The 18,111-nt window shown below is 69.0% G+C and carries 18 protein-coding genes and 1 pseudogene; 11 read left to right on the forward strand and 8 right to left on the reverse strand.

Annotated features, from left to right (window positions below):
• Nucleotides 1-10: 10 nt before the first annotated feature.
• Together CUT39_RS18615 and CUT39_RS18620 are read right to left on the reverse strand one after the other, a co-directional pair.
• Nucleotides 11-783: pseudogene (locus CUT39_RS18615) on the reverse strand (transposase family protein).
• Between the two features lie 432 nt (nucleotides 784-1,215).
• Nucleotides 1,216-2,751, reverse strand: a complete 1,536-nt coding sequence (locus CUT39_RS18620) for a recombinase family protein (RefSeq protein ID WP_332870164.1) — start codon at nucleotides 2,749-2,751, stop codon at nucleotides 1,216-1,218.
• Nucleotides 2,752-2,878: 127 nt separating this feature from the next.
• Between CUT39_RS18620 and CUT39_RS18625 the strand changes: the two genes are divergently transcribed.
• On the forward strand, nucleotides 2,879-3,301 hold the full coding sequence (locus CUT39_RS18625) for a hypothetical protein (RefSeq protein ID WP_100448969.1): 423 nt from the start codon (nucleotides 2,879-2,881) through the stop codon (nucleotides 3,299-3,301).
• A 145-nt stretch (nucleotides 3,302-3,446) separates the two neighbouring features.
• Here the strand turns inward: CUT39_RS18625 and CUT39_RS18630 are convergent, their stop codons facing one another.
• The 6 genes from CUT39_RS18630 to CUT39_RS18655 form a co-directional block, all read right to left on the reverse strand.
• Nucleotides 3,447-4,109, reverse strand: coding sequence for a molybdopterin-dependent oxidoreductase (locus CUT39_RS18630; protein WP_100448970.1), 663 nt, complete (start codon nucleotides 4,107-4,109; stop codon nucleotides 3,447-3,449).
• 89 nt (nucleotides 4,110-4,198) lie between these two features.
• On the reverse strand, nucleotides 4,199-4,984 hold the full coding sequence (locus tag CUT39_RS18635; protein WP_100448971.1) for an ABC transporter permease: 786 nt from the start codon (nucleotides 4,982-4,984) through the stop codon (nucleotides 4,199-4,201).
• Nucleotides 4,981-5,934, reverse strand: a complete 954-nt coding sequence (locus tag CUT39_RS18640) for an ATP-binding cassette domain-containing protein (RefSeq protein ID WP_100449140.1) — start codon at nucleotides 5,932-5,934, stop codon at nucleotides 4,981-4,983. Before CUT39_RS18640 ends, CUT39_RS18635 begins: the two co-directional genes overlap by 4 nt.
• A gap of 236 nt (nucleotides 5,935-6,170) precedes the next feature.
• On the reverse strand, nucleotides 6,171-6,692 hold the full coding sequence (locus CUT39_RS18645; protein WP_100448972.1) for an EXLDI protein: 522 nt from the start codon (nucleotides 6,690-6,692) through the stop codon (nucleotides 6,171-6,173).
• Between the two features lie 161 nt (nucleotides 6,693-6,853).
• Nucleotides 6,854-7,627, reverse strand: a complete 774-nt coding sequence (locus CUT39_RS18650; protein ID WP_100448973.1) for a sporulation protein — start codon at nucleotides 7,625-7,627, stop codon at nucleotides 6,854-6,856.
• Between the two features lie 72 nt (nucleotides 7,628-7,699).
• On the reverse strand, nucleotides 7,700-8,992 hold the full coding sequence (locus CUT39_RS18655; RefSeq protein ID WP_100448974.1) for a nicotinate phosphoribosyltransferase: 1,293 nt from the start codon (nucleotides 8,990-8,992) through the stop codon (nucleotides 7,700-7,702).
• A gap of 218 nt (nucleotides 8,993-9,210) precedes the next feature.
• On the opposite strand from CUT39_RS18655, the gene CUT39_RS18660 reads away from it, so the two are divergent.
• From CUT39_RS18660 to CUT39_RS18705, 10 genes are all read left to right on the forward strand, one after another.
• Nucleotides 9,211-10,530: an MFS transporter gene (locus CUT39_RS18660; RefSeq protein WP_157930829.1), complete on the forward strand. Its 1,320-nt coding sequence runs from the start codon at nucleotides 9,211-9,213 to the stop codon at nucleotides 10,528-10,530.
• Between the two features lie 43 nt (nucleotides 10,531-10,573).
• Nucleotides 10,574-11,056 (forward strand): Mov34/MPN/PAD-1 family protein, encoded by a 483-nt coding sequence (locus CUT39_RS18665; RefSeq protein WP_100448976.1) that lies wholly within the window; start codon nucleotides 10,574-10,576, stop codon nucleotides 11,054-11,056.
• Nucleotides 11,057-11,127: 71 nt separating this feature from the next.
• Complete coding sequence (locus CUT39_RS18670) at nucleotides 11,128-11,406, forward strand: MoaD/ThiS family protein (RefSeq protein ID WP_100448977.1); 279 nt, start codon at nucleotides 11,128-11,130, stop codon at nucleotides 11,404-11,406.
• 19 nt (nucleotides 11,407-11,425) lie between these two features.
• Nucleotides 11,426-12,376, forward strand: coding sequence for a PLP-dependent cysteine synthase family protein (locus CUT39_RS18675; protein WP_100448978.1), 951 nt, complete (start codon nucleotides 11,426-11,428; stop codon nucleotides 12,374-12,376).
• 34 nt (nucleotides 12,377-12,410) lie between these two features.
• Complete coding sequence (locus CUT39_RS18680) at nucleotides 12,411-12,815, forward strand: hypothetical protein (RefSeq protein ID WP_100448979.1); 405 nt, start codon at nucleotides 12,411-12,413, stop codon at nucleotides 12,813-12,815.
• A 178-nt stretch (nucleotides 12,816-12,993) separates the two neighbouring features.
• Nucleotides 12,994-13,797: a glutamate racemase gene (murI, locus tag CUT39_RS18685; protein ID WP_100448980.1), complete on the forward strand. Its 804-nt coding sequence runs from the start codon at nucleotides 12,994-12,996 to the stop codon at nucleotides 13,795-13,797.
• A gap of 6 nt (nucleotides 13,798-13,803) precedes the next feature.
• Nucleotides 13,804-14,562, forward strand: coding sequence for an MBL fold metallo-hydrolase (locus CUT39_RS18690; protein WP_100448981.1), 759 nt, complete (start codon nucleotides 13,804-13,806; stop codon nucleotides 14,560-14,562).
• Nucleotides 14,563-14,620: 58 nt separating this feature from the next.
• Nucleotides 14,621-16,477: a hypothetical protein gene (locus CUT39_RS18695; RefSeq protein ID WP_100448982.1), complete on the forward strand. Its 1,857-nt coding sequence runs from the start codon at nucleotides 14,621-14,623 to the stop codon at nucleotides 16,475-16,477.
• Between the two features lie 44 nt (nucleotides 16,478-16,521).
• The gene (locus CUT39_RS18700; RefSeq protein WP_198587273.1) at nucleotides 16,522-17,766 is read left to right on the forward strand and encodes a deoxyguanosinetriphosphate triphosphohydrolase; all 1,245 of its coding nucleotides are present in this window, start codon (nucleotides 16,522-16,524) and stop codon (nucleotides 17,764-17,766) included.
• An 88-nt stretch (nucleotides 17,767-17,854) separates the two neighbouring features.
• Nucleotides 17,855-18,070 (forward strand): type II toxin-antitoxin system VapB family antitoxin, encoded by a 216-nt coding sequence (locus CUT39_RS18705; protein ID WP_100448984.1) that lies wholly within the window; start codon nucleotides 17,855-17,857, stop codon nucleotides 18,068-18,070.
• Nucleotides 18,071-18,111: the final 41 nt, after the last annotated feature.

Below are 18,111 nucleotides of genomic sequence, written 5' to 3' on the forward strand. Positions count from 1 at the left end.
TGAGTCTGTTTCAAGCTGAGTGGTGTTCGTAGCTGTTGAGGACCTGGACGGCTTTGGCGATCTGGGTAACCTGGTGCGGGTCGCAGCGGATCTGGTCGAGAATCGACCAGGTCTTGAGCTGGGCGAACATGCGCTCGCCGGGGCCGCGGAGCCGGGCGTGGAGCCGGTGGTACTCCGTTTGCCACGCGGGCTTGTTCTTGCCTTTGATCGGCGTGACCACCAAATCGTGGTCGAGACCGTCATAGCCTCTGTCGCCCAGGGCGAACAAATCGTGCTCGGCCAGCAGCCAGGGGATTCGCCAGATCCAGGCGGCTTTGGTGTCGTGGATCGAGCCGCGGATCGCACCGGAGATCCACAGCAGGTTCCCGCGCGCATCGGCGATGGCCTGAGGTTCATTCCATGTCGCTGGTGCTTGCCGGAGTAGCAGGGCCGGTCGATTCGGTTGCGGTCGATCCGGACCAGGGTGCCGTCGAGCATCACGAAGGCTGCGCCCGACCGATTGGCGTGGCGCAGGGCGTCGCGGATGCCCGGGGCCAGGGCGGCGAGCAGTCCGATGGTCTCGCGGGTACGTCGCCACGCGGTGGCGGCCCAGATGCCGAAGCCGGCCGCGAGATCGCGCAGTGTCTCGCCCTTGCGCAGGTAGGCGAGCGTGAGCAGGGCTTGGGTGCCGGGATCGAGGGTGCGCCAGTGCGAGCCGATGGCCTTGCGGTGGGCCCGGATGAGGCCGGCTACTCGGTTGAGGGTCGCGGTGGACGGCGACAGTGCGGCAGGGTAGAACAACACGAGGGCTCCTGGGAGGCCGAGGGATTGAAGCACCTCTGGTTCTACCAGGAGCCTTTTCCATGCACTGCAACGGAACTCAACGTCGTTGAAACAGGCTCATGGATCGCTGGACTGGCCACCACCGTTCTCTCCGTGGTGTTGGTTCTGCAGACTGCAGGGCGAGCTTCAAATCGAGGCGGAAGATTGACTGAGCAGTCCTGAGGGTGCCGTCCGTAAGTCGGTGTAGAGGTGGCGCTTATGCGACAATTCCTACGAACATGTCGAAATGTCGTAGCCCGTCTCGTCTCTTGACAAGAAGACGCCTAGAACCAAGAAAGACCGGCCGCTGAAACACAGGCTGGCGCCGTATCCTTGGGCGGGCGCGCCGGTGACCCGTATCGATTGCACTGCAATAGATACGGCCGACAGTTTCGGTCGATCGACGAACGCGTTCTATACCGAATCGATGGCCCAGCGCAGATAGACCAGTCGGGAATGGATCTTCGCCTGGGCCCGGTTTGGGCCCGCTTCCTTCCACCAGTTCGGCGCAGGAACGTTCTCGTTCGCGCACACCACAAGCTCGACACCCGCCAGTGCCAGCAGTTCGCGGCGGCCCTCCAAGTCCGCCTCGGCCCAGCGCTGTCCGTAGGTTGTGCCGGTTGGGACATTCCGCCAGTGAGCCTGGGTCTGCGGCAATGCCTCCAGGCGTTTGCGCTCGTCGATCAGGCGGGTCATGATCTGGCGGAAGCGTTCGTCATCCCCGTCCCAGACACCGGCGGCGCGGTCGCCGCGGTGCTGGTCGATCGCGCGGTTGATCTTCACCAGGCGGTCGGCGACGTCATTGGCGGGCACGAACTCCTTGGCGAAGACCTCGGTGTCGTCCAGATCGCCCATGACCGCCTCGATCACGACCCGTTCGAGCTTGGGCAAGAGGATCTCGGGTACCTTGTCGCAGTTCTTGCGGTGCTTCGCGCAGCGGTAGATCGGCTCATCTGGCCGGTTGCCCGGACGCGTGCGTGAATACCGGTAGAGCCGCTCCCCGCAGTTTCCGCACCGGGCGAGGTCCTTCAGCAGGTAGGTTTCGGTGACCGGCTTCTTGGGGCGGTTGCCGTAGAACTCAGTCTTCTTGGACTCGTCGGCCATCGTCAGCAGCGCCTTGTACTCCTCATCGGTGGCCAGGGGTTCGGCGAACTGGACCGGCATACCGTCCTCGCCGCAGACCACGCGGCCTTGGTGCATCGTGTAGCCCAGCAGCGTCGGGCTGGTCAGGATCCGGTTGACCGAGTTCTGCTGCCAGAACCCTCCACCGCGGGGGGTGGGCACCTGCCGGTCGTTGAGCTCGCGGCGAATCCGGCCGATCGACCAGCCGTCGAGCCGCCAGGCGATCATCGCGCGCACGACCTTCGCCTGCTCGGGGTCGGCCTCGACCAGGAACGACCGGTCCGGCTGGCGCACCGCCCGGTAGCCGTAGGCGAGCTGTCCGCCTACGTAGCGACCCTCGCGTCGGGCCTTGGCGCGCATGTCGGCCGACCGCTGCGAGGCCATCACCCGCTCCCATTCGGCGCAGATGCTCATCACGTAGGCGAGCATCATCCCCGTCGGCGTGGTCGAGTCGAGCACGTTGTCCGACGTGGCGACCATTTTGTCGTTCGTCTTCGCCCAGTCGAGGAACTTCGAGAAGTGGGAGACCGAGCGCGAATATCGGTCGAGCTTCCAGGCACACAGGCCGTCGAATTCATGGCTGCGATGGCGCAGCCAATGCCCGAGTTCACCTCGCTCCCATGGATCTACCCCGTCTGAGACGTCGAGGTCGACCGCCCAGCCGACGATCTGGCAATCATGCTGTTCGGCCCACAGGATGATCGCCTCCCGCTGGCGCTCCGGGGAGGTGGTCGCGTCGGTCTCGTGCGAGAGCCGGATGACACCGAGGATGCGGCGTGGTCCCGCTGGAACTTCGAAGCTGCGGCGGTGCCGATCGACGCGAGGTATTTGTCAAGGTTCACGATGGCCTCCTAAAGCCCGTAAATGATGATTATTCGGACTAAACAGTATACATGAAGGCCGTAAAACCGTAACTTTTCACTGGCTGGAGGGAGGCCCGACCACGGCCGAGAACTTGATTCTGCTGTGTCGATTCCACGATGGTCGAATCCATACAGGACAGTGGGCGGTCGTCAAGACGGGCCCCGGTAAGGCGACGATCCGCCACACCGACGGCGCCGCCGACACCGACTGGGACCTGTCCCAGGACGAGACCCCGACCGGCCTGTACCCGGACGAATGGTCGCCGAAGTATCGGCGGCAGCTCAACGACCTCGCCGCCGAGCACGCGATGGAGGCCGCCGATGCCGCCATCGCCCGGACCCGGGCGGCCTTCAGGGCCGAGGCCGGCCGCGAGGAAGGGACCTCCGCGGCACCGGACACCGAGCCGCGACCGACGCCGGAGGAATCGGACTCGACTCCCGTAGGGGCCGGTGCGACGCTGCCACCGCCGATCAAAGGCGAAGGCCCCTCGGCAGACGACTGGATACCATTTTGAGGCCGCCCTCGGCGCCCGGCCGGTGCCGAGGGGAGGGCTCACATACCGCCCAGCCCGAAACCCGATGCGGGGGTCGGGCCCTTCGGCATGCGCGGACACCGGATTCGGCCCGCCGGTCCCGGCCGGATGGGAGGTCCGAGGGTCCCTACCGGTTGCCGGCGTCCGCGCGGCGGTAGCGCCTCCGGACGAACGGGACGAACGATCTCCAGATCGGGCGCCAGAACCACCCCGGCAGCCACCGGCTCCGCTCCTCGCGGGCGACTCTCCCGCGCGGATGCACCATCGCTCCGGCCGAACCGGGGTCGTAGTGCCGCATGTACTCGATGGCGACCACGTGCTTCACGCTCTTGTAGCCGTAGTGCCGCGGCGCGACCAGCCGTAGCGGCGCCCCGTGGTCGGCTCCGAGCGGGTCGCCGTCGAGGCGGTCGGCCAGGAGCACGTTCTCGGCCAGCGCGTCCTCGAGCTTGATGCTGGAGCGGAAGCCGTCGAAGCCGCGGAAGCGGACCCACTCGGCCTCCTCGGCGATCCCCATGGAGTCGGCCAGGTGCCGGTGGACGATGTGGAACGGCACCCCGCCCCAGCGGAGTCCGACCGCGCTCCAGGTGGTGACGCAGTGCAGGTCGCTCACCTGTTCCCGGCGGTCATCCGAAGACCGGTAGGACCGGAGGTCGATCTCTCCGGGCCGGTCGACCAGCCCGGATACGGCGATGAGCGGAGCGGCGGGGAGCCGGGGTTCGGCGGCGAACCTGGGGAGCCCGAACCGCTCGAAGGGGCCGAGCCGCTGGCCCGGCGGGAGTTCTTGGGACATGGGGCCAGCATGCCCGTGCCGGGGCGGTGCGTGAGGGCCGGGCCGCCGATCGGCGGCCCGGCCCGGGTTCCCGGTTGTGGAGCGGAGGTTCAGCGCCGGTTGAACTTGATGCGGGCGGCGGTGTAGCCGAACAGGGCGATCGCGATCGACCAGGCGAAGGTCAGGACCACGTCGCTCTGCTCGACGCCGGTGCCGCTCAGGAGACCGCGGGTGACCTCGATGTAGGGCGTGAACGGCTGGTAGTCGGCGAACCACTGCATCCAGCCCGGCATGGACTCGGTCGGTACGAAGCCGGAGCCGATGAACGGCAGGAACACCAGCGGCATGGGTGTGTTGCTGGCGGTCTCGACGCTCTTGGCGCTGATGCCGGCCGCGACCGTGAGCCAGGTGAGGGCGAAGGCGATCAGCGCGAAGGCTCCGATGAGGGCGAGCCAGTCGGCCACCCCGGCCTGCGGGCGGTACCCGACGGCGATCGCGACGCCGAGTACGGCGGCGGTGCAGATGAAGATCTGGACCATGCTGCCCAGGACGTGCCCGGTCAGGACCGAGACCCTGGCGATGGCCATGGTGCGGAAGCGGTCGATGATGCCCTCGGTCATGTCCATCGCGACCGAGATCGAGGTGCCCATGACCGCCGAGGCGATCGTCATCAGCAGGATCCCGGGCGCGACGTAGTCGAGGTAGGCCGAGCGCCCGCCGGACGGGCCGCCGATGCCGTCCCCGAGCGTCCCGCCGAAGACGTAGACGAACAGCAGCAGGAACAGGATGGGCATCATCAGGAGCTGCAGCGTCAGCGACGGGTAGCGGAGCATGTGCTTGAGCTGGCGCCGCAGCATGGTCATCGAGTCGGGCAGAGCGTAGGTCATGGTGGTCATCGCACGGACTCCTTCCGGTTCTCGGGCCGTTCGGTGAGGGCCAGGAACACGTCGTCGAGGTCGGGGGTGTGGACGGTCAGTTCGTCCACTTCGATGGAGGCCCGGTCGAGCCGCTCGATCAGGGACCGCAGCGAGTCGACCGAACCGTCGCCGGGCACCTGGACGGTGAGCTGCTCGGGGTCGGTCGCGGTCGCTCCGAGCAACTCCGCGGCGGCCTCGATCTGGTCGTCGCGGTTCAGCCGGAGACTGAGGTGCCCGCCGGGGATGAGCCGTTTGAGCTCGTCCGCGGTGCCCTCGGCGACGATCCGGCCGCCGTCGAGGACCGCGATCCGGTCGGCCAGTTCGTCGGCCTCCTCGAGGTACTGGGTGGTCAGGAAGATCGTCACGCCCTCGGCGGCCAGTTCGCGGATGATCGTCCACATGGTGCGGCGGCTGCGCGGGTCGAGGCCGGTGGTGGGCTCGTCGAGGAAGATCACGCGCGGGTCGCCCATGAGGCTCATCGCGAGGTCGAGCCGGCGGCGCATTCCGCCGGAGTAGGTGGACGGTCGCCGGGCGGCGGCGTCGACCAGGTCGAACTCCTCCAGCAGCCGCTCGGCGCGGGATCGGCTCTCGGACCGGTCGAGGTGGTGCAGGCGGCCCATGAGGCGCAGGTTCTCGGTCCCGGTGAGCAGGTCGTCGATCGCGGCGAACTGGCCGGTCACGCCGATCTGTTCGCGCACCCGGTCGGCCTCGGCGGACACGTCGCGTCCGCCGATTCGAGCCTCGCCGCCGTCGGCGTCGATGAGCGTGGACAGGATGTTCACGGTGGTGGTCTTGCCGGCGCCGTTGGGGCCGAGCAGGGCGTAGATGCCGCCCCGCGGGACGGCGATGTCGATGCCGTCGAGGACGGTGTCGTCGCCGTAGGACTTTCGCAGGTTTCGGGCCTCGATGGCCAGTGGTTCGGTGTTCATGGTTCCTCGCTTCGCGGGTGGGTAGAGGGTGAGGAGGAGGCCGAGGTCGAACACGTCCGTGTCCCCTCACTGTGTTGGTGTTCTAAGTGGACTGATCTTGGGTGCAGTCGTCCCCCGCCTCGGCGATCGTTCGGATCGCAGGGTGGAACCCCGGCCTGTGGCCGGTGGGAAATGCTCGGCCGCCGTCGCCGGGCGGCTAAGCCGTCAAGTGTTCACAACCTCCCGGGGCGGCACGACTAGATGTCGAGGTCTTCGATCGGCGGTTCCTGGGCGCTGTCGGCGACCATCTCGTAGAACTCGGCCGGGATCCGCTCCCGGAGCTCCTCGAGGGTGTCGACCACGATGAGCTTGCCTTCCTCGGCGGTCGACGCCCAGGTCTGGGGGCCGATCCCCAGGTGCTGCTTCCAGCCCTTCGACTCGACGTCCCACGACCAGTCGGCGCTGCGCTCGATGTGGATGACGAACTTGCCGGACTTGGAGCGGTAGACGGTGAAGGCTTCGGAGCGCCCCTTCTCGGTCACCTGGCCCCACTGCCCCAGTTTCACGCCGGTGAACCGCTGGCGGCGGCGTTTGCGGGCCGGGCCGACGCCGACCTTCACGGTGATCTCTTCGTAGCCCTCAAGGCGACCCTCCTCTGCTTCGACGAATCTGCGCAGGGCCTTGGAGATGGCCTTCGACAGGTTGCCGCCGGCCAGTTCCTGCGCCCGCCGATAGACCGGCAGGTCCTTGTCGGAAACGTAGATCGTCTTGTTGGGCATGGCGGCATCCTAACCTCCTTCCACGGCCTGCGCTGCGTATGCGTACATCATATACGTATACTTATATTGAGTGCAAGTCGCGGCCCGGTTTTTTCCGCGGACACGCAAAAGGGCGGCCCCGCGATCACTCGCGGAACCGCCCTGGGACGCCTGCAGCCGGGCTACGAGCCCTTCTGCTCCAGCAACTCGTCGAGCTGCTCCCGCACCTTCTCGGTCACGTCGCCGTCCTCGTCGGTCGGCAGGCTGAACCGGATCGTCGTGTTCAGGTCCGGAGCCAGCAGCCCGGCGCTGTTGTCGGCCTGGAACACCACCTCGGTGTTCGCCTCGCCGGCCACGAAGGTCACTTCCAGCTCATTGACGCGGCCCTGGTAGGGCTCACCGGTGGCCCAGAACTCGACCTCCTGGTAGAACGGCACCGTCGCACCCTGGATCTTGCCCGCCTCCAGGTCGGTCTCCTGGAACGAGAATCCGAGGCCTTCGAGCGCCTCCCACACCGCGCGGTGCACCGGGAGCGGCTCCACGGTCAGCCAGTCCAGGTCGCCCTTGTCGAACGCCTGGTCCAGCGCGAGCTTGGTCGCCACGCCGAGCTTCATACCGCCGACCAGCGGCCGTCCGTCGTTGGAGTTGAACGGGGTCTCCCACGGCACCTGGATCTCGAACGGCAGCGAGTGGGCCTGGCCCTCGGGCAGGTCGAACTTTCCGGACACCTGGGCGTTGAAGTATTCGTGCACGGCCGTGGCGTCCTCGGCCTTGGCGTCGTCCTCGACCAGGGCGGTGAACTCGAGGTCGACGCTTTCGACGGACGCGTCGACCTCGCCGCCGGAGATCCGCACCTCGCCCTTCAGCGTCCCTCCCGGAGTGACGGTCGGGTCATGAAGGAGCGTGTCGATGGAAACACCGCTGCCGAGCACGGCTTTGATCTTGCTGAACACCATAGGGGCAGGGTCCTTTCACGGAGGATCGTCTTTGGGGGAGTGGCACAATCGGGTGACTGAATCGTAGCGTGTTCAGGAGTTCTCGCGCATGAGGACCGGCACCGCCGGGTCCCCGGGGGAGAGTTTCAAACCCTCCCAAGGGATCGAGATGAGCCGCCGACGCAGCAACTCCCGCGATTCGTCCAAAGTCGGCAGCGGCTGCGGCTCGCCGGAGCGGAAGAGCGGTACCTGGAGCCGCTTGTCCCCGGGGCGCGGTTCGGGCTCGCCGCGCGAGACCACGACCTCCTCGATCGCCGTCCCGGTCGGCTTGTGCCGCCGCACCGCGGTCTTGCGCCCCCCGGTGGTGACCTTGTGCTCGCTGCGCTTGGCGACGGGGCGACCCTCCACCTCGACCAGTTTGTAGACCAGTTGCGCGGTCGGAGCGCCCGAGCCGATCACCACCGCGGTCCCGGCCCCGTACATGTCCGCCGGCGCGGCCGCCAGGGCGGCGATCGCGTACTCGTCGAGATCGCCGGAGACGACGATCCTGGTGTCCGTCGCGCCCAGCTCGTCCAGCAGCTCCCTCGCCTCGGTCGCCATGACGTCCAGGTCGCCGGAGTCGATCCTGACCGCGTAGAGCCCGGTGCCCGCCACGGCGATGGCGTTGCGGATGCCCTGGGAGATGTCGTAAGTGTCGACCAGCAGCGTGGTGTCGGTCCCGAAGGTGTCGACCTGGGCCCGGAATGCGGCCTGCTCCGAGGAGTGCAGGAGAGTGAAGGCGTGCGCGCTGGTCCCCGACGTCGGCACCCCGTACCGCCGCCCGGCCTCCAGGTTGGAGGTGGCGGCGAAGCCGGCCAGGTAGGCCGCCCGCGAGGAGGCGATCGCGGCGGCCTCGTGCGTACGCCGCGAGCCCATCTCGAGGATGGGGCGGCCGCGGGCGGCGGTCACCATGCGGGCTGCGGCGCCGGCCACCGCGGAGTCGTGGTTGAGGATCGAAAGCACCAGCGTCTCCAGCAGCACGCATTCGCCGAATCCGCCGGAGGCGGTCAGGATCGGGGAGCCGGGGAAGTACAGCTCGCCCTCGGCGTAGGCGTCCATATCACCGGAGAACCGGTAGTCGGCCAGCCAGTCCGCCGTCGATTCCTTGATGACGCCGCGCGAGACCAGGCCGGACAGGGTCTCCTCGTCGAAACGGAAGCGCTGGATCGCCTCGGCCAGCCGCTCGATCCCGGCTACCACGCCGTAGCGGCGTCCGGTCGGCAGGCGGCGCCCGAACACCTCGAACACGCAGGGGCGGTCGGCCGTGCCGTCCCGCAGGGACGCCTCGAGCATCGTGTACTCGTAGTGGTCGGTGTACAAGGGTGTGTTCGGCAGCGTCACGGACATGCGTCCGAGCCTAATCCACCCCGCGCGGACGCACCGACGTCCGCTCAAAGCCCGGGAACCCGTGGCCCCCGGAGACCGGTCCGTCCGGCGTGAGTTCACCCACCGCCGCGCAGCCGGCGGGAGCCTGCGGAGAGACGGCCGTGAACTCATCCCGCCGCTCACCCATCGAGAAGAGTATGGCTTATCTCGAGCCAGGCCCTAAGCTGGAAAAGGCTATCTTGCCGACCGGCAGGCAAGCGGCCGCGCCGACGCACTACCTCCTGGAGTCCATTCCCGTGACCGCCACCGCCCCGCGCAACGCCCCCCGGAAGTTCTCCGGCCCCCGCATGGTCGTCGTCGCCACGATCGCGATCGGCTTCACCTTCCCGGGCCAGACCGCCGCCATCTCCGTCTTCATCGACCCGATGATCGAGGATCTCGGCGTCGGCCGCACCGCGATCTCCACCGCCTACATGATCGGCACCTTCGTCGGCGCCGCCGCACTGCCGCTGATCGGCCGCCTGGTCGACAAGTACGGCACCCGCAAGGCGATGGCGGTCATCGCCGCCGCCCTCAGCCTGGCGCTGGTGGGCCTGTCGTTCGCCACCGACATCTTCGGCCTCGGCGCCGGCTTCGTCGGCATCCGCATGCTCGGCCAGGGCGCGCTGAGCCTCTGCGCGGCGACCCTGGTGTCCCGCTGGTACCGGAAGCGCCGCGGATTCGTCCTCGGCATCCAGGCCGCCGCCGGGACCGCCATCATCTCCCTCTCGCCGGTCCTGATGGAGCGGGTCATCCACTTCACCGACTGGCGGACCGCCCTGCTCCTGGAGGCCGCCGCGGTCGCCGCCGTGGTCATCCCCATGGCGCTGCTGGCGGCCCGCAACCGGCCCGCCGACATCGGCCAGTTCGTCGACGGCGACCCCGCCAACGGCGGCACCTCGAAGGCCGAATGGGGGATGACCCGGGGCCAGGCGGTCCGGCACCCCTACTTCTGGGTCCTGGTGGCGAGCATCGCCACCTCCGGGTTCTTCGGCACCGCGATCGGCTTCCACCAGATCGCGCTGCTGGGCGAGCGCGGTCTGACCCCCACCGAGGCCGCGGTGAACTTCCTGCCGCAGACCATCGCCGGCACGGTGTCGTCCCTGGTCCTGGGCTACCTCATCGACCGCGGCAATCCGCGGCTGCTGCTGGCCTCCTCGATGGCCGGCTTCGCGCTCGCGATCGCCTGGGGCACCGCGGTCGAGCCGGGCTGGTCGGCGATCGGCTTCGGCATGGCCATCGGCGTCGGCGCCAACGCCCTGCGGTCCATCGAAGGCGCGATGACCCCGCGGCTGTTCGGCACCGCGCACCTGGGCGCGATCCGCGGCGTGGTCTCCTCGACGACCATCGCCGGCACCGCGTTCGCCCCGGTGCTGTACTCGCTGTTCTACTCCTGGACCGGGTCGTTCGGGCCGGTGCTGTGGCTTTCCACACTGGTGCCGCTCGCGGTCGGCGTCGCCGCGCTCGTAGTGCCGATGCCGCGACCCGGACCGGACGGGGAGTCACATCTCACGAGCTGAGCGACTGCGGCGGTTCGGCCGCCGGGTGTGTAACCTTGTCGTCGTGTTGCGGATAGCGCATGAATTGGTCGAGGCGATCGTCGCCCACGCCCGCCGGGACCACCCGGACGAGGCGTGCGGGCTCATCGCCGGACCCGAGGGCACCGGGGAGCCGGAACGGCACATCCCGATGACCAACGCCGCCCGCTCCACCACCTTCTACGAGTTCGATGCCGAAGAGTGGAAGCGGGTCTACGACGAGATGTGGGGCAACGACGAGGAGGTCGTCGTCGCCTACCACTCCCACACCGCCACGGAGGCCTACCCGTCGCGCACCGACGCCGGGATCGCCTCCGAGCTGGGCCTGCCTCAGGCCCACTACGTGCTGGTGGCCACCCGCGACCCCGAGGTCGCCGAGGTGCGCTCGTTCCGGATCGCCGACGGCGAGGTCACCGAGGAGCCCATCGAGGCGGTCGGAGCTCCCGACGCGGTGCAGACCTACAAGTTCGCGCACAGCCCCGACTCGACGGTCTACGACTGTCACTGATTCCCGGCCGCCTCCGCTGAGTGCGGCGAGACGAGTCTGCCGATTTTCCACGTCCGAAGGAAGCCGAAACCATGTCTGTTGAAGTCCGCGTCCCCACCATCCTCCGCAGCCACACCGGCGGCCAGAAGCTCGTGTCCGGCTCCGGCAACACCCTCGCCGAGCTGTTCGACGACCTCGACCGGAACCACACCGGCCTGAAGGCCCGCGTCGTCACCGAGGAGGGCGGCCTGCACCGCTTCGTGAACGTCTACGTCAACGACGAGGACGTCCGCTTCATCGGCGGTCTCGAGGCGAAGCTGTCGGACGGCGACTCGGTCACCATCCTGCCCGCGGTCGCGGGCGGCATGTAGTCACGGGGACCGATCGGCCGTGGCGCGCTACGAAGACATCACCGCACTCGTCGGCGACACGCCGTTGGTGGGCCTGCCCCGGCTTTCGCCCTCGCCCGAGGTCCGGCTGTGGGCCAAGCTGGAGGGGCAGAATCCGACCGGCTCGGTCAAGGACCGCGTCGCCGCCAAGATGATCGAGGCCGCCGAGGCGGACGGCCGCCTGCGGCCCGGCGGGACGATCCTGGAGCCGACCTCGGGCAACACCGGCATCGCCGTGGCGATGCTGGCCCGCCGCAAGGGCTACCGTCTGGTGGCGGTCATGCCCGAGAACACCTCCCTGGAGCGCCGCCAGTTGCTGGCGGCCTTCGGCGCCGAGATCGTGTTCTCCCCGGCCGCCGGCGGCTCCAACGCCGCCGTCTCCAAGGCCCGCGAGATGGCGGTCGACAAGCCGGAGCTGGTCATGCTCAACCAGTACGCCAATCCGGCCAACGAGGCCGCCCACTACGAGGACACCGGGCCCGAGATCCTGCGCGACCTGCCGGGAATCACCCACTTCGTGGCCGGGCTCGGCACCACCGCCACGCTCATGGGCGTCGGACGCCACCTGCGCGACCATGCCCCGGACGTGCAGGTCGTGGCCGCCGAGCCCCGCTACGGCGAGCTGGTGTACGGCCTGCGCAACCTCGACGAGGGCTTCGTGCCCGAGCTGTACGACGAGAAGGTCCTCTCCCGGCGTCTGAGCGTCGGCACCGAGGACGCCCTCCGGCGCACCCGCCAGGTCCTCGATTCCGAGGGCCTGTTCGTGGGCCTGTCCAGCGGCGCGGTCGTCCACGCCGGGCTCTCGCTGGCCCGCGAGGCGACCAGGGCCGGGCGGAGCGCCGACATCGCGCTGCTGGTGGCCGACGGCGGCTGGAAGTACCTGTCGACCGGCGCTTACTCCGACGAGCTCGACGACGCGGCGAACGCCCTGGACGGTCAGGTGTGGGCATGACGACATGTCCGTTTCCGCTTGCTAGCCTGGTCCGATGAGTTCCTCCGAGCAGGAAGGCTCCTCGGTCGTCGAAGAGGCGCCGGGGGTGCCGCGTCAGGGCGGGCCGACCGCCGACCGGGACGAGCCGACCGACGCCCCGGCCGAGGAGCCGGACGCTCCCGACCAGTCGGCGGTCCGACTCCGCCGCCTCGCGGGCGTCGCGATCTGGGCGCTCGCACTGGTGCTGGCCGGATCGGCCTCGGCGATCGTGGGCCTGTTCCGCATCTTCGGCGACGGTGCCGGCTGGTTCGCCCCGGCGTTCATCACCACCGGTGTGGTCGGGATGCTGCTGACGATGATGGCGTTCGCGACCATCCGATTCAAGAGCGTCCCGTGGCTGTTCATGGGCGCCGCCTCGGCCACCCTCCTGGCGGCGTTCGTGATGCTCAAGCTCGCCTGAGCGAGTCGGCCCACCGAGTCGCGGTCGGCCGCATCGCCGCTCGGCCGCTCCAGCGCACGTTGTGTCCCGCGCCACCGCCGGAGAAAAATCCTGTGGCGTTCGCCACCATGTCATTTTGACGACATTCCCGTGACGAGAACGGGCGCCGAAACCGCCCCCGGACGTACGCTCGGAGCCCATGAACAACGCGCCCATCGGGATCTTCGACTCCGGTGTGGGGGGCCTGACCGTCGCCCGAGCGGTCGCCGAACTATTGCCCTCCGAGCGGCTGCTGTACGTCGGCGACACCGAGCACGTCCCGTACGGGCCCAGGCCCATCGCCGAGGTCCGCAAGCTGACGCTCGACATCTGCGACCACCTGGTGGAACAGGAGGTCAAGGCGTTGGTCGTCGCCTGCAATTCGGCCTCGTCGGCGAGCCTGGCGGATATCCGGGACCGCTACGACGTCCCGGTCGTGGAGGTCATCAGGCCCGCCGTGAGGCGGGCGGTGGCGACCACCCGCAACGGCCGGGTCGGAGTGATCGGGACGGCGGCCACGATCTCGTCGGGGACCTACCTCGACGCCTTCACCGTGGTCCCGGACGTGAGGGTCACCGCCGCGGCGTGCCCGGCGTTCGTGGACTTCGTGGAACGAGGAGTGACAACGGGCCGACAGCTCCTGGGCCTGGCGCAGGGGTACCTTGAGCCGCTACAGCAGTCCGGCGTCGACACGGTCGTACTGGGCTGCACCCACTACCCGCTGCTGTCGGGACTCATAGGACTGGTGATGGGAGAGGACGTGTCGTTGGTGTCGTCCGCGGACGAATGCGCCCGCGAGCTGTACCGGGTGCTGACCGAGAACGACCTCCTCGCCGAGGGCGATGGGCCGGGCGAGCACCGCATCCTGGCCACCGGCGACCCCGCGGCCTTCAATCGGACCGCGCGCCGCTTCCTCGGGAACCTGTTTCCACAGGCCGCGACGGCCGCATTGGACGAGGTGTGATCTGCCATGAAACTGACCGTGATCGGCTGCGCCGGGTCCTTCCCGGCCCCGGACACCCCCTGCTCGGCCTACCTGGTGGAGGCCGGCGGGTACCGCCTGCTGATCGACTTCGGCACCGGCTCGCTGGGCGAGCTGCAGCGGCACCTCGATCCGCACCTGCTGGACGCGATCGTCATCACCCACCTCCACCCCGACCACTTCTTCGACACCTGCGGGTACGCGGTCATGCGCCGCTATTCGCCGGGCGAGCAGCAGGATCCGATCCCGCTGTACGGGCCGGTCGGCGTGTCCGACCGGATCGTGGCCGCCTACGGCGGCCAGGGGGAGCTGTGCAACCCCTCGCTGCGCGACGTCTACGACTTCCGCGAGCTGCACTCCGGCTCGTTCGAGCTGGGGCCGCTGACGATCACCGTCGAGCAGGTCGCCCACCCGGTGGAGACCTACGGCATGCGCGTCGAACACGCGGGGTCCTCACTGGCCTATTCCTCCGACACCGGGCCGTGCGAGGCGCTGGAGACGCTCGCGGCACATTGCGACGTGCTCCTCGCGGAGGCGTCCTACCTCGAGGGGCGTGAGAACCCGAAGGACGTGCATCTCACCGGCAAGGAGGCCGGTGACTACGCCACCAAGACCGGTGCCGCCCGGCTGCTGCTGACGCACCTGGTGGAGCCGTGGGGCTCGAAGTCCGCCACGCTCGCCGAAGCCCGGGCCGCCTACACCGGACCGGTCGAACTGGTCGAGCCCGGTCAGGTGTACGAGTTCTGAATTCCGGTTGGCACGTTATCGGGATGCCGCCGTTGCATCGACGCCATAGCGTCGAACCATGTCGAGCTACAACAATCCCCAGCAATACAACGTCGGCCCGCCGCAGCAGCCGCCGCCGCAGTACCAGCAGCCCCAGCAGCCGCCGCAGTACCAATCACCGCAGTACCAACAGCCGCCGCAATATCAGCAGCCTCCGCAGTACCACCCGCAGCAGCCGTACGCGCAGCCGCAGGTCCACGTGGAGCCCGGAACGGGGCAGCCCGGCGGCGGGCAGCCGCCTTACTTCCCGCCGGGCGGCTACACGCCCGCGCCCCCGCCGCCGCCCCGCAAGCGCCGCGGCGGGCCGATCATCGCCGCGGTCCTGTCGGTCGTGCTGCTGCTCGGCGTCGGCGCGTTCGTGTTCTTCCAGTACGTCTGGACCTCCGGGCCCGACCCGGCCGAGCGCTTCCCCGCCACCGCCGGCATGTACGTCGAACTCAACCTCGACCCGTCGTTCGACCAGACGCCGAAGCTCCTGGAGCACCTCAGCAAGTTCGAGGGCTTCGACTACGAGGACACCGACGACCTGTGGGCCGACCTGCTCGACGAGTCCGGGCTCGAGGGCGTTGACGCCGAACGGGACCTGAGCTCCTGGCTGGGTCGCCGCCACGGCCTCGCCATGTGGGAGTACGACGGCGCCCCGTACGGCGTGGCCAACCTCGCCAGCACCGACGCCGAGGCCGCCGAGGACGGGCTCGACCGGATCCGCGAGGCCACCGGCGCGACCGAGGAGCAGTGGGCCTACGAGGTCACCGACGACTCGGCGCTCATGGTGTTCGGAGAGGAGGGCGCGGCCGACGCGCTCGAAGCGGCCGAATCCGAGGCCGGAACCTCGCCGCTGTCGGAGACCGACGCCTACGACGAGGCCCGCTCGTGGCTCGACGGCGACCAGGTGGTCGTGTACTGGTTCGACCTCGACGCGATCACCGACATGGCCGAGGCCGCCGGTGAGGACGAGAGCCTCGGCGAGTTCTCCGACATGCTCTCGGGCCACCTCATCATGGGCATGTCCGCATTCGACGACGGCTTCGAGCTCTCGTACCGCATGTTCGGCGAGTCCGAACACCCGTGGACCGGCGCCGAGGACCTCATGGGCAACATGGGCGACCTGCCCGCCTCCGACCTCGCCGTCACCGCCGACGTCCCCGAGGACCTCGACGAGATCACCGAGGAGTGGGCGAGCGAATTCGAGGACTCCTTCTCCGGGTCGGGCGACGAAACCGGCTGGGACACCGGCACCGGCTCCCCGCTGACCGACGAGGAGTACGACGAGTACCTCGAACTCGAACAGAAGTGGATCGACGGCGAGCTCAGCGACGAAGAGGAGGAGCGCTACTGGGATCTCGACGACCGGTACTGGATGTACGGCACCGAGGACGATCCCTCCGAGTACCTCGAGGACGACCCCTACTCCAACGACTTCGGCGACGCCTTCGGCGAGGCCGAGGAGCTGATCGAGCTGCTCTCGGGCGCCCAGCTCAGCTTCACCGCCGACTTCGACGCCGAGAGCGGGGTCGACCCCGAGTCGCTGTTCCTCTCGGCGCTGCTGTCCGACGACCGCGCCGCCGAGCTGAACGACATGCTCGAAGACCTCTCCGGCGGGCGGCAGCTCCCCGACGGGATCGAGGCCGATGGCTCGCAACTGTCCTACACCGGCGGCGCGGTCGCAGACGGGAACCTGTCGGACGACTCGCGGTTCAGCGACTTCGCCGACCAGAGCCCGGGCAGCGCCGCCCTGGGCGTGTGGGTCGACCTCAGCGAGATCCACACCTTCGGCGAGGACATGGACCAGGCCGAGCCGCTGTCGGCCTTCGCCTGGTCCCACGGCACCGAGGACGGCGACGGCATCGGCCTCGCCCGCCTCTACCTGAAGTAACCACACCTCCCGACCGCGGGATCGGTCACGTTAGGCTCGACGGCGTGACCGATCCCGTTTCGCCTGGGCGCCGGCCCGCAGAGGAGCGCCGCGTGCCCGAGCCGGAGTCGACGAGGTCGCCGTTCCAGCGGGACCGGGCGAGGGTCCTGCACTCGGCGGGCTTCCGCCGCCTGGCCTCGAAGACGCAGGTGCACACCGCCGGGACCGACGACTTCCTGCGCACCCGGCTCACCCATTCGCTGGAGGTCGCCCAGATCGCCCGAGAGACGGGCAACAAGCTCGGCTGCGATCCCGACGTGGTGGACGTGGCCGGGCTGGCCCATGACCTGGGGCACCCGCCGTTCGGGCACAACGGCGAGGACGCGCTGCACGCGGTCTCCGGCGCCTGCGGCGGCTTCGAAGGCAACGCGCAGACGCTGCGGGTGCTGACGCGCCTGGAGGCCAAGGTCCTCGACGATGAGGACCGCTCGGCAGGGCTCAACCTGACCCGGGCGTCGCTGGACGCGACCTGCAAGTACCCGTGGCCGGCCGAGCCGGGCGCGCGCAAGTTCGGCGTCTACGCCGACGACCGGCCGGTCTTCGACTGGCTCCGGGGCGGCGCACCGGCGGGCGTGCGGTGCCTGGAGGCCCAGGTGATGGACTGGTCCGACGACGTGGCCTACTCGGTGCACGACGTGGAGGACGGCCTGCACGGCGGCTACATCGACCTGGCCGCGCTGATGGACGACCCGGACGAGCAGTCGGGGGTCTGCAAGGACGTGGCGGGCCGCTACGCCGACGAGTCGGCCGCGAGTCTGCAGGAGGCCCTGCGGGAATTGCTGCGCGACCCGGTGGTGCGGGCGCTCCACGACTACGACGGCTCGTTCGGCGCGCAGGTGGCGCTGAAGGACTTCACCTCGATGATGGTGGGCCGCTTCGTGAACGCCGCGGTCGATGCGACTCGGGGTCGCTACGGCGGCGAGCGGCTGCGACGCTACGACGCCGAACTGATCGTCCCCGAGGCCGAGCGGATCCAGTGCGCCCTGCTCAAGGGCATCGCCTGGCGGTACGTGATGCAGCCGAGGACCAGCGAGGCCTGGTACTCGCGGCAGCGGGAGATCCTGGCCGAACTGGTGGCGATCCTGAGCGACCGCGCCCCCGACCACCTTGACCCGATGTTCGCCGCCGCCTGGCACGAGGCCCGGTACGACGCCGGACGCCTCCGCGCGGTCATCGACCAGGTCGCGTCCCTGACCGACTCCTCGGCCCCCGTCTGGCACGCCCGCCTGGCCGGCCTTCCCCTGGCGTAACGAGGTCACGGCGCGTCGTCCGGCACTCGGCTGCCATTGCGTATATCTTGTCTTCGCTGGCGCGCCGGATATCTAAGGAGCTGCGGCAATGACTCGCACCGTGATCGACATCGACGCTGACCTGCTCGGCGAAGTGAGCCAGGTGCTCGGAACGTCGACGAAGAAGGAGACCGTCAACGCCGCGCTGAAGGAAGTCCTCGAAAGCCGTCGGCGCGCCATGGCGCTGACTCGACTGCGCGCCTCGGCCGCCGATGGATCCGTGGACCTCTCGCTGTTCGAGGACAAGAGGAACTACCGACGGTGAGTCCCGCTCGATACTCCACGATCCGACCCTGCTGCACCATG

It is taken from the genome of Glycomyces xiaoerkulensis (assembly GCF_002798405.1).
GTDB classification, from domain to species: domain Bacteria; phylum Actinomycetota; class Actinomycetes; order Mycobacteriales; family Micromonosporaceae; genus Glycomyces; species Glycomyces xiaoerkulensis.

Coding starts and splice junctions, on each gene's coding strand:
- CUT39_RS18630 (WP_100448970.1), bottom strand. CDS start 4,109: ATGTCCCAAGAACTCCCGCCGGGCCAGCGGCTCGGCCCCTTCGAGCGG.
- CUT39_RS18635 (WP_100448971.1), bottom strand. CDS start 4,984: ATGACCACCATGACCTACGCTCTGCCCGACTCGATGACCATGCTGCGG.
- CUT39_RS18640 (WP_100449140.1), bottom strand. CDS start 5,934: ATGAACACCGAACCACTGGCCATCGAGGCCCGAAACCTGCGAAAGTCC.
- CUT39_RS18645 (WP_100448972.1), bottom strand. CDS start 6,692: ATGCCCAACAAGACGATCTACGTTTCCGACAAGGACCTGCCGGTCTAT.
- CUT39_RS18650 (WP_100448973.1), bottom strand. CDS start 7,627: ATGGTGTTCAGCAAGATCAAAGCCGTGCTCGGCAGCGGTGTTTCCATC.
- CUT39_RS18655 (WP_100448974.1), bottom strand. CDS start 8,992: ATGTCCGTGACGCTGCCGAACACACCCTTGTACACCGACCACTACGAG.
- CUT39_RS18670 (WP_100448977.1), top strand. CDS start 11,128: ATGTCTGTTGAAGTCCGCGTCCCCACCATCCTCCGCAGCCACACCGGC.
- CUT39_RS18680 (WP_100448979.1), top strand. CDS start 12,411: ATGAGTTCCTCCGAGCAGGAAGGCTCCTCGGTCGTCGAAGAGGCGCCG.
- murI (WP_100448980.1), top strand. CDS start 12,994: ATGAACAACGCGCCCATCGGGATCTTCGACTCCGGTGTGGGGGGCCTG.
- CUT39_RS18690 (WP_100448981.1), top strand. CDS start 13,804: ATGAAACTGACCGTGATCGGCTGCGCCGGGTCCTTCCCGGCCCCGGAC.
- CUT39_RS18695 (WP_100448982.1), top strand. CDS start 14,621: ATGTCGAGCTACAACAATCCCCAGCAATACAACGTCGGCCCGCCGCAG.
- CUT39_RS18705 (WP_100448984.1), top strand. CDS start 17,855: ATGACTCGCACCGTGATCGACATCGACGCTGACCTGCTCGGCGAAGTG.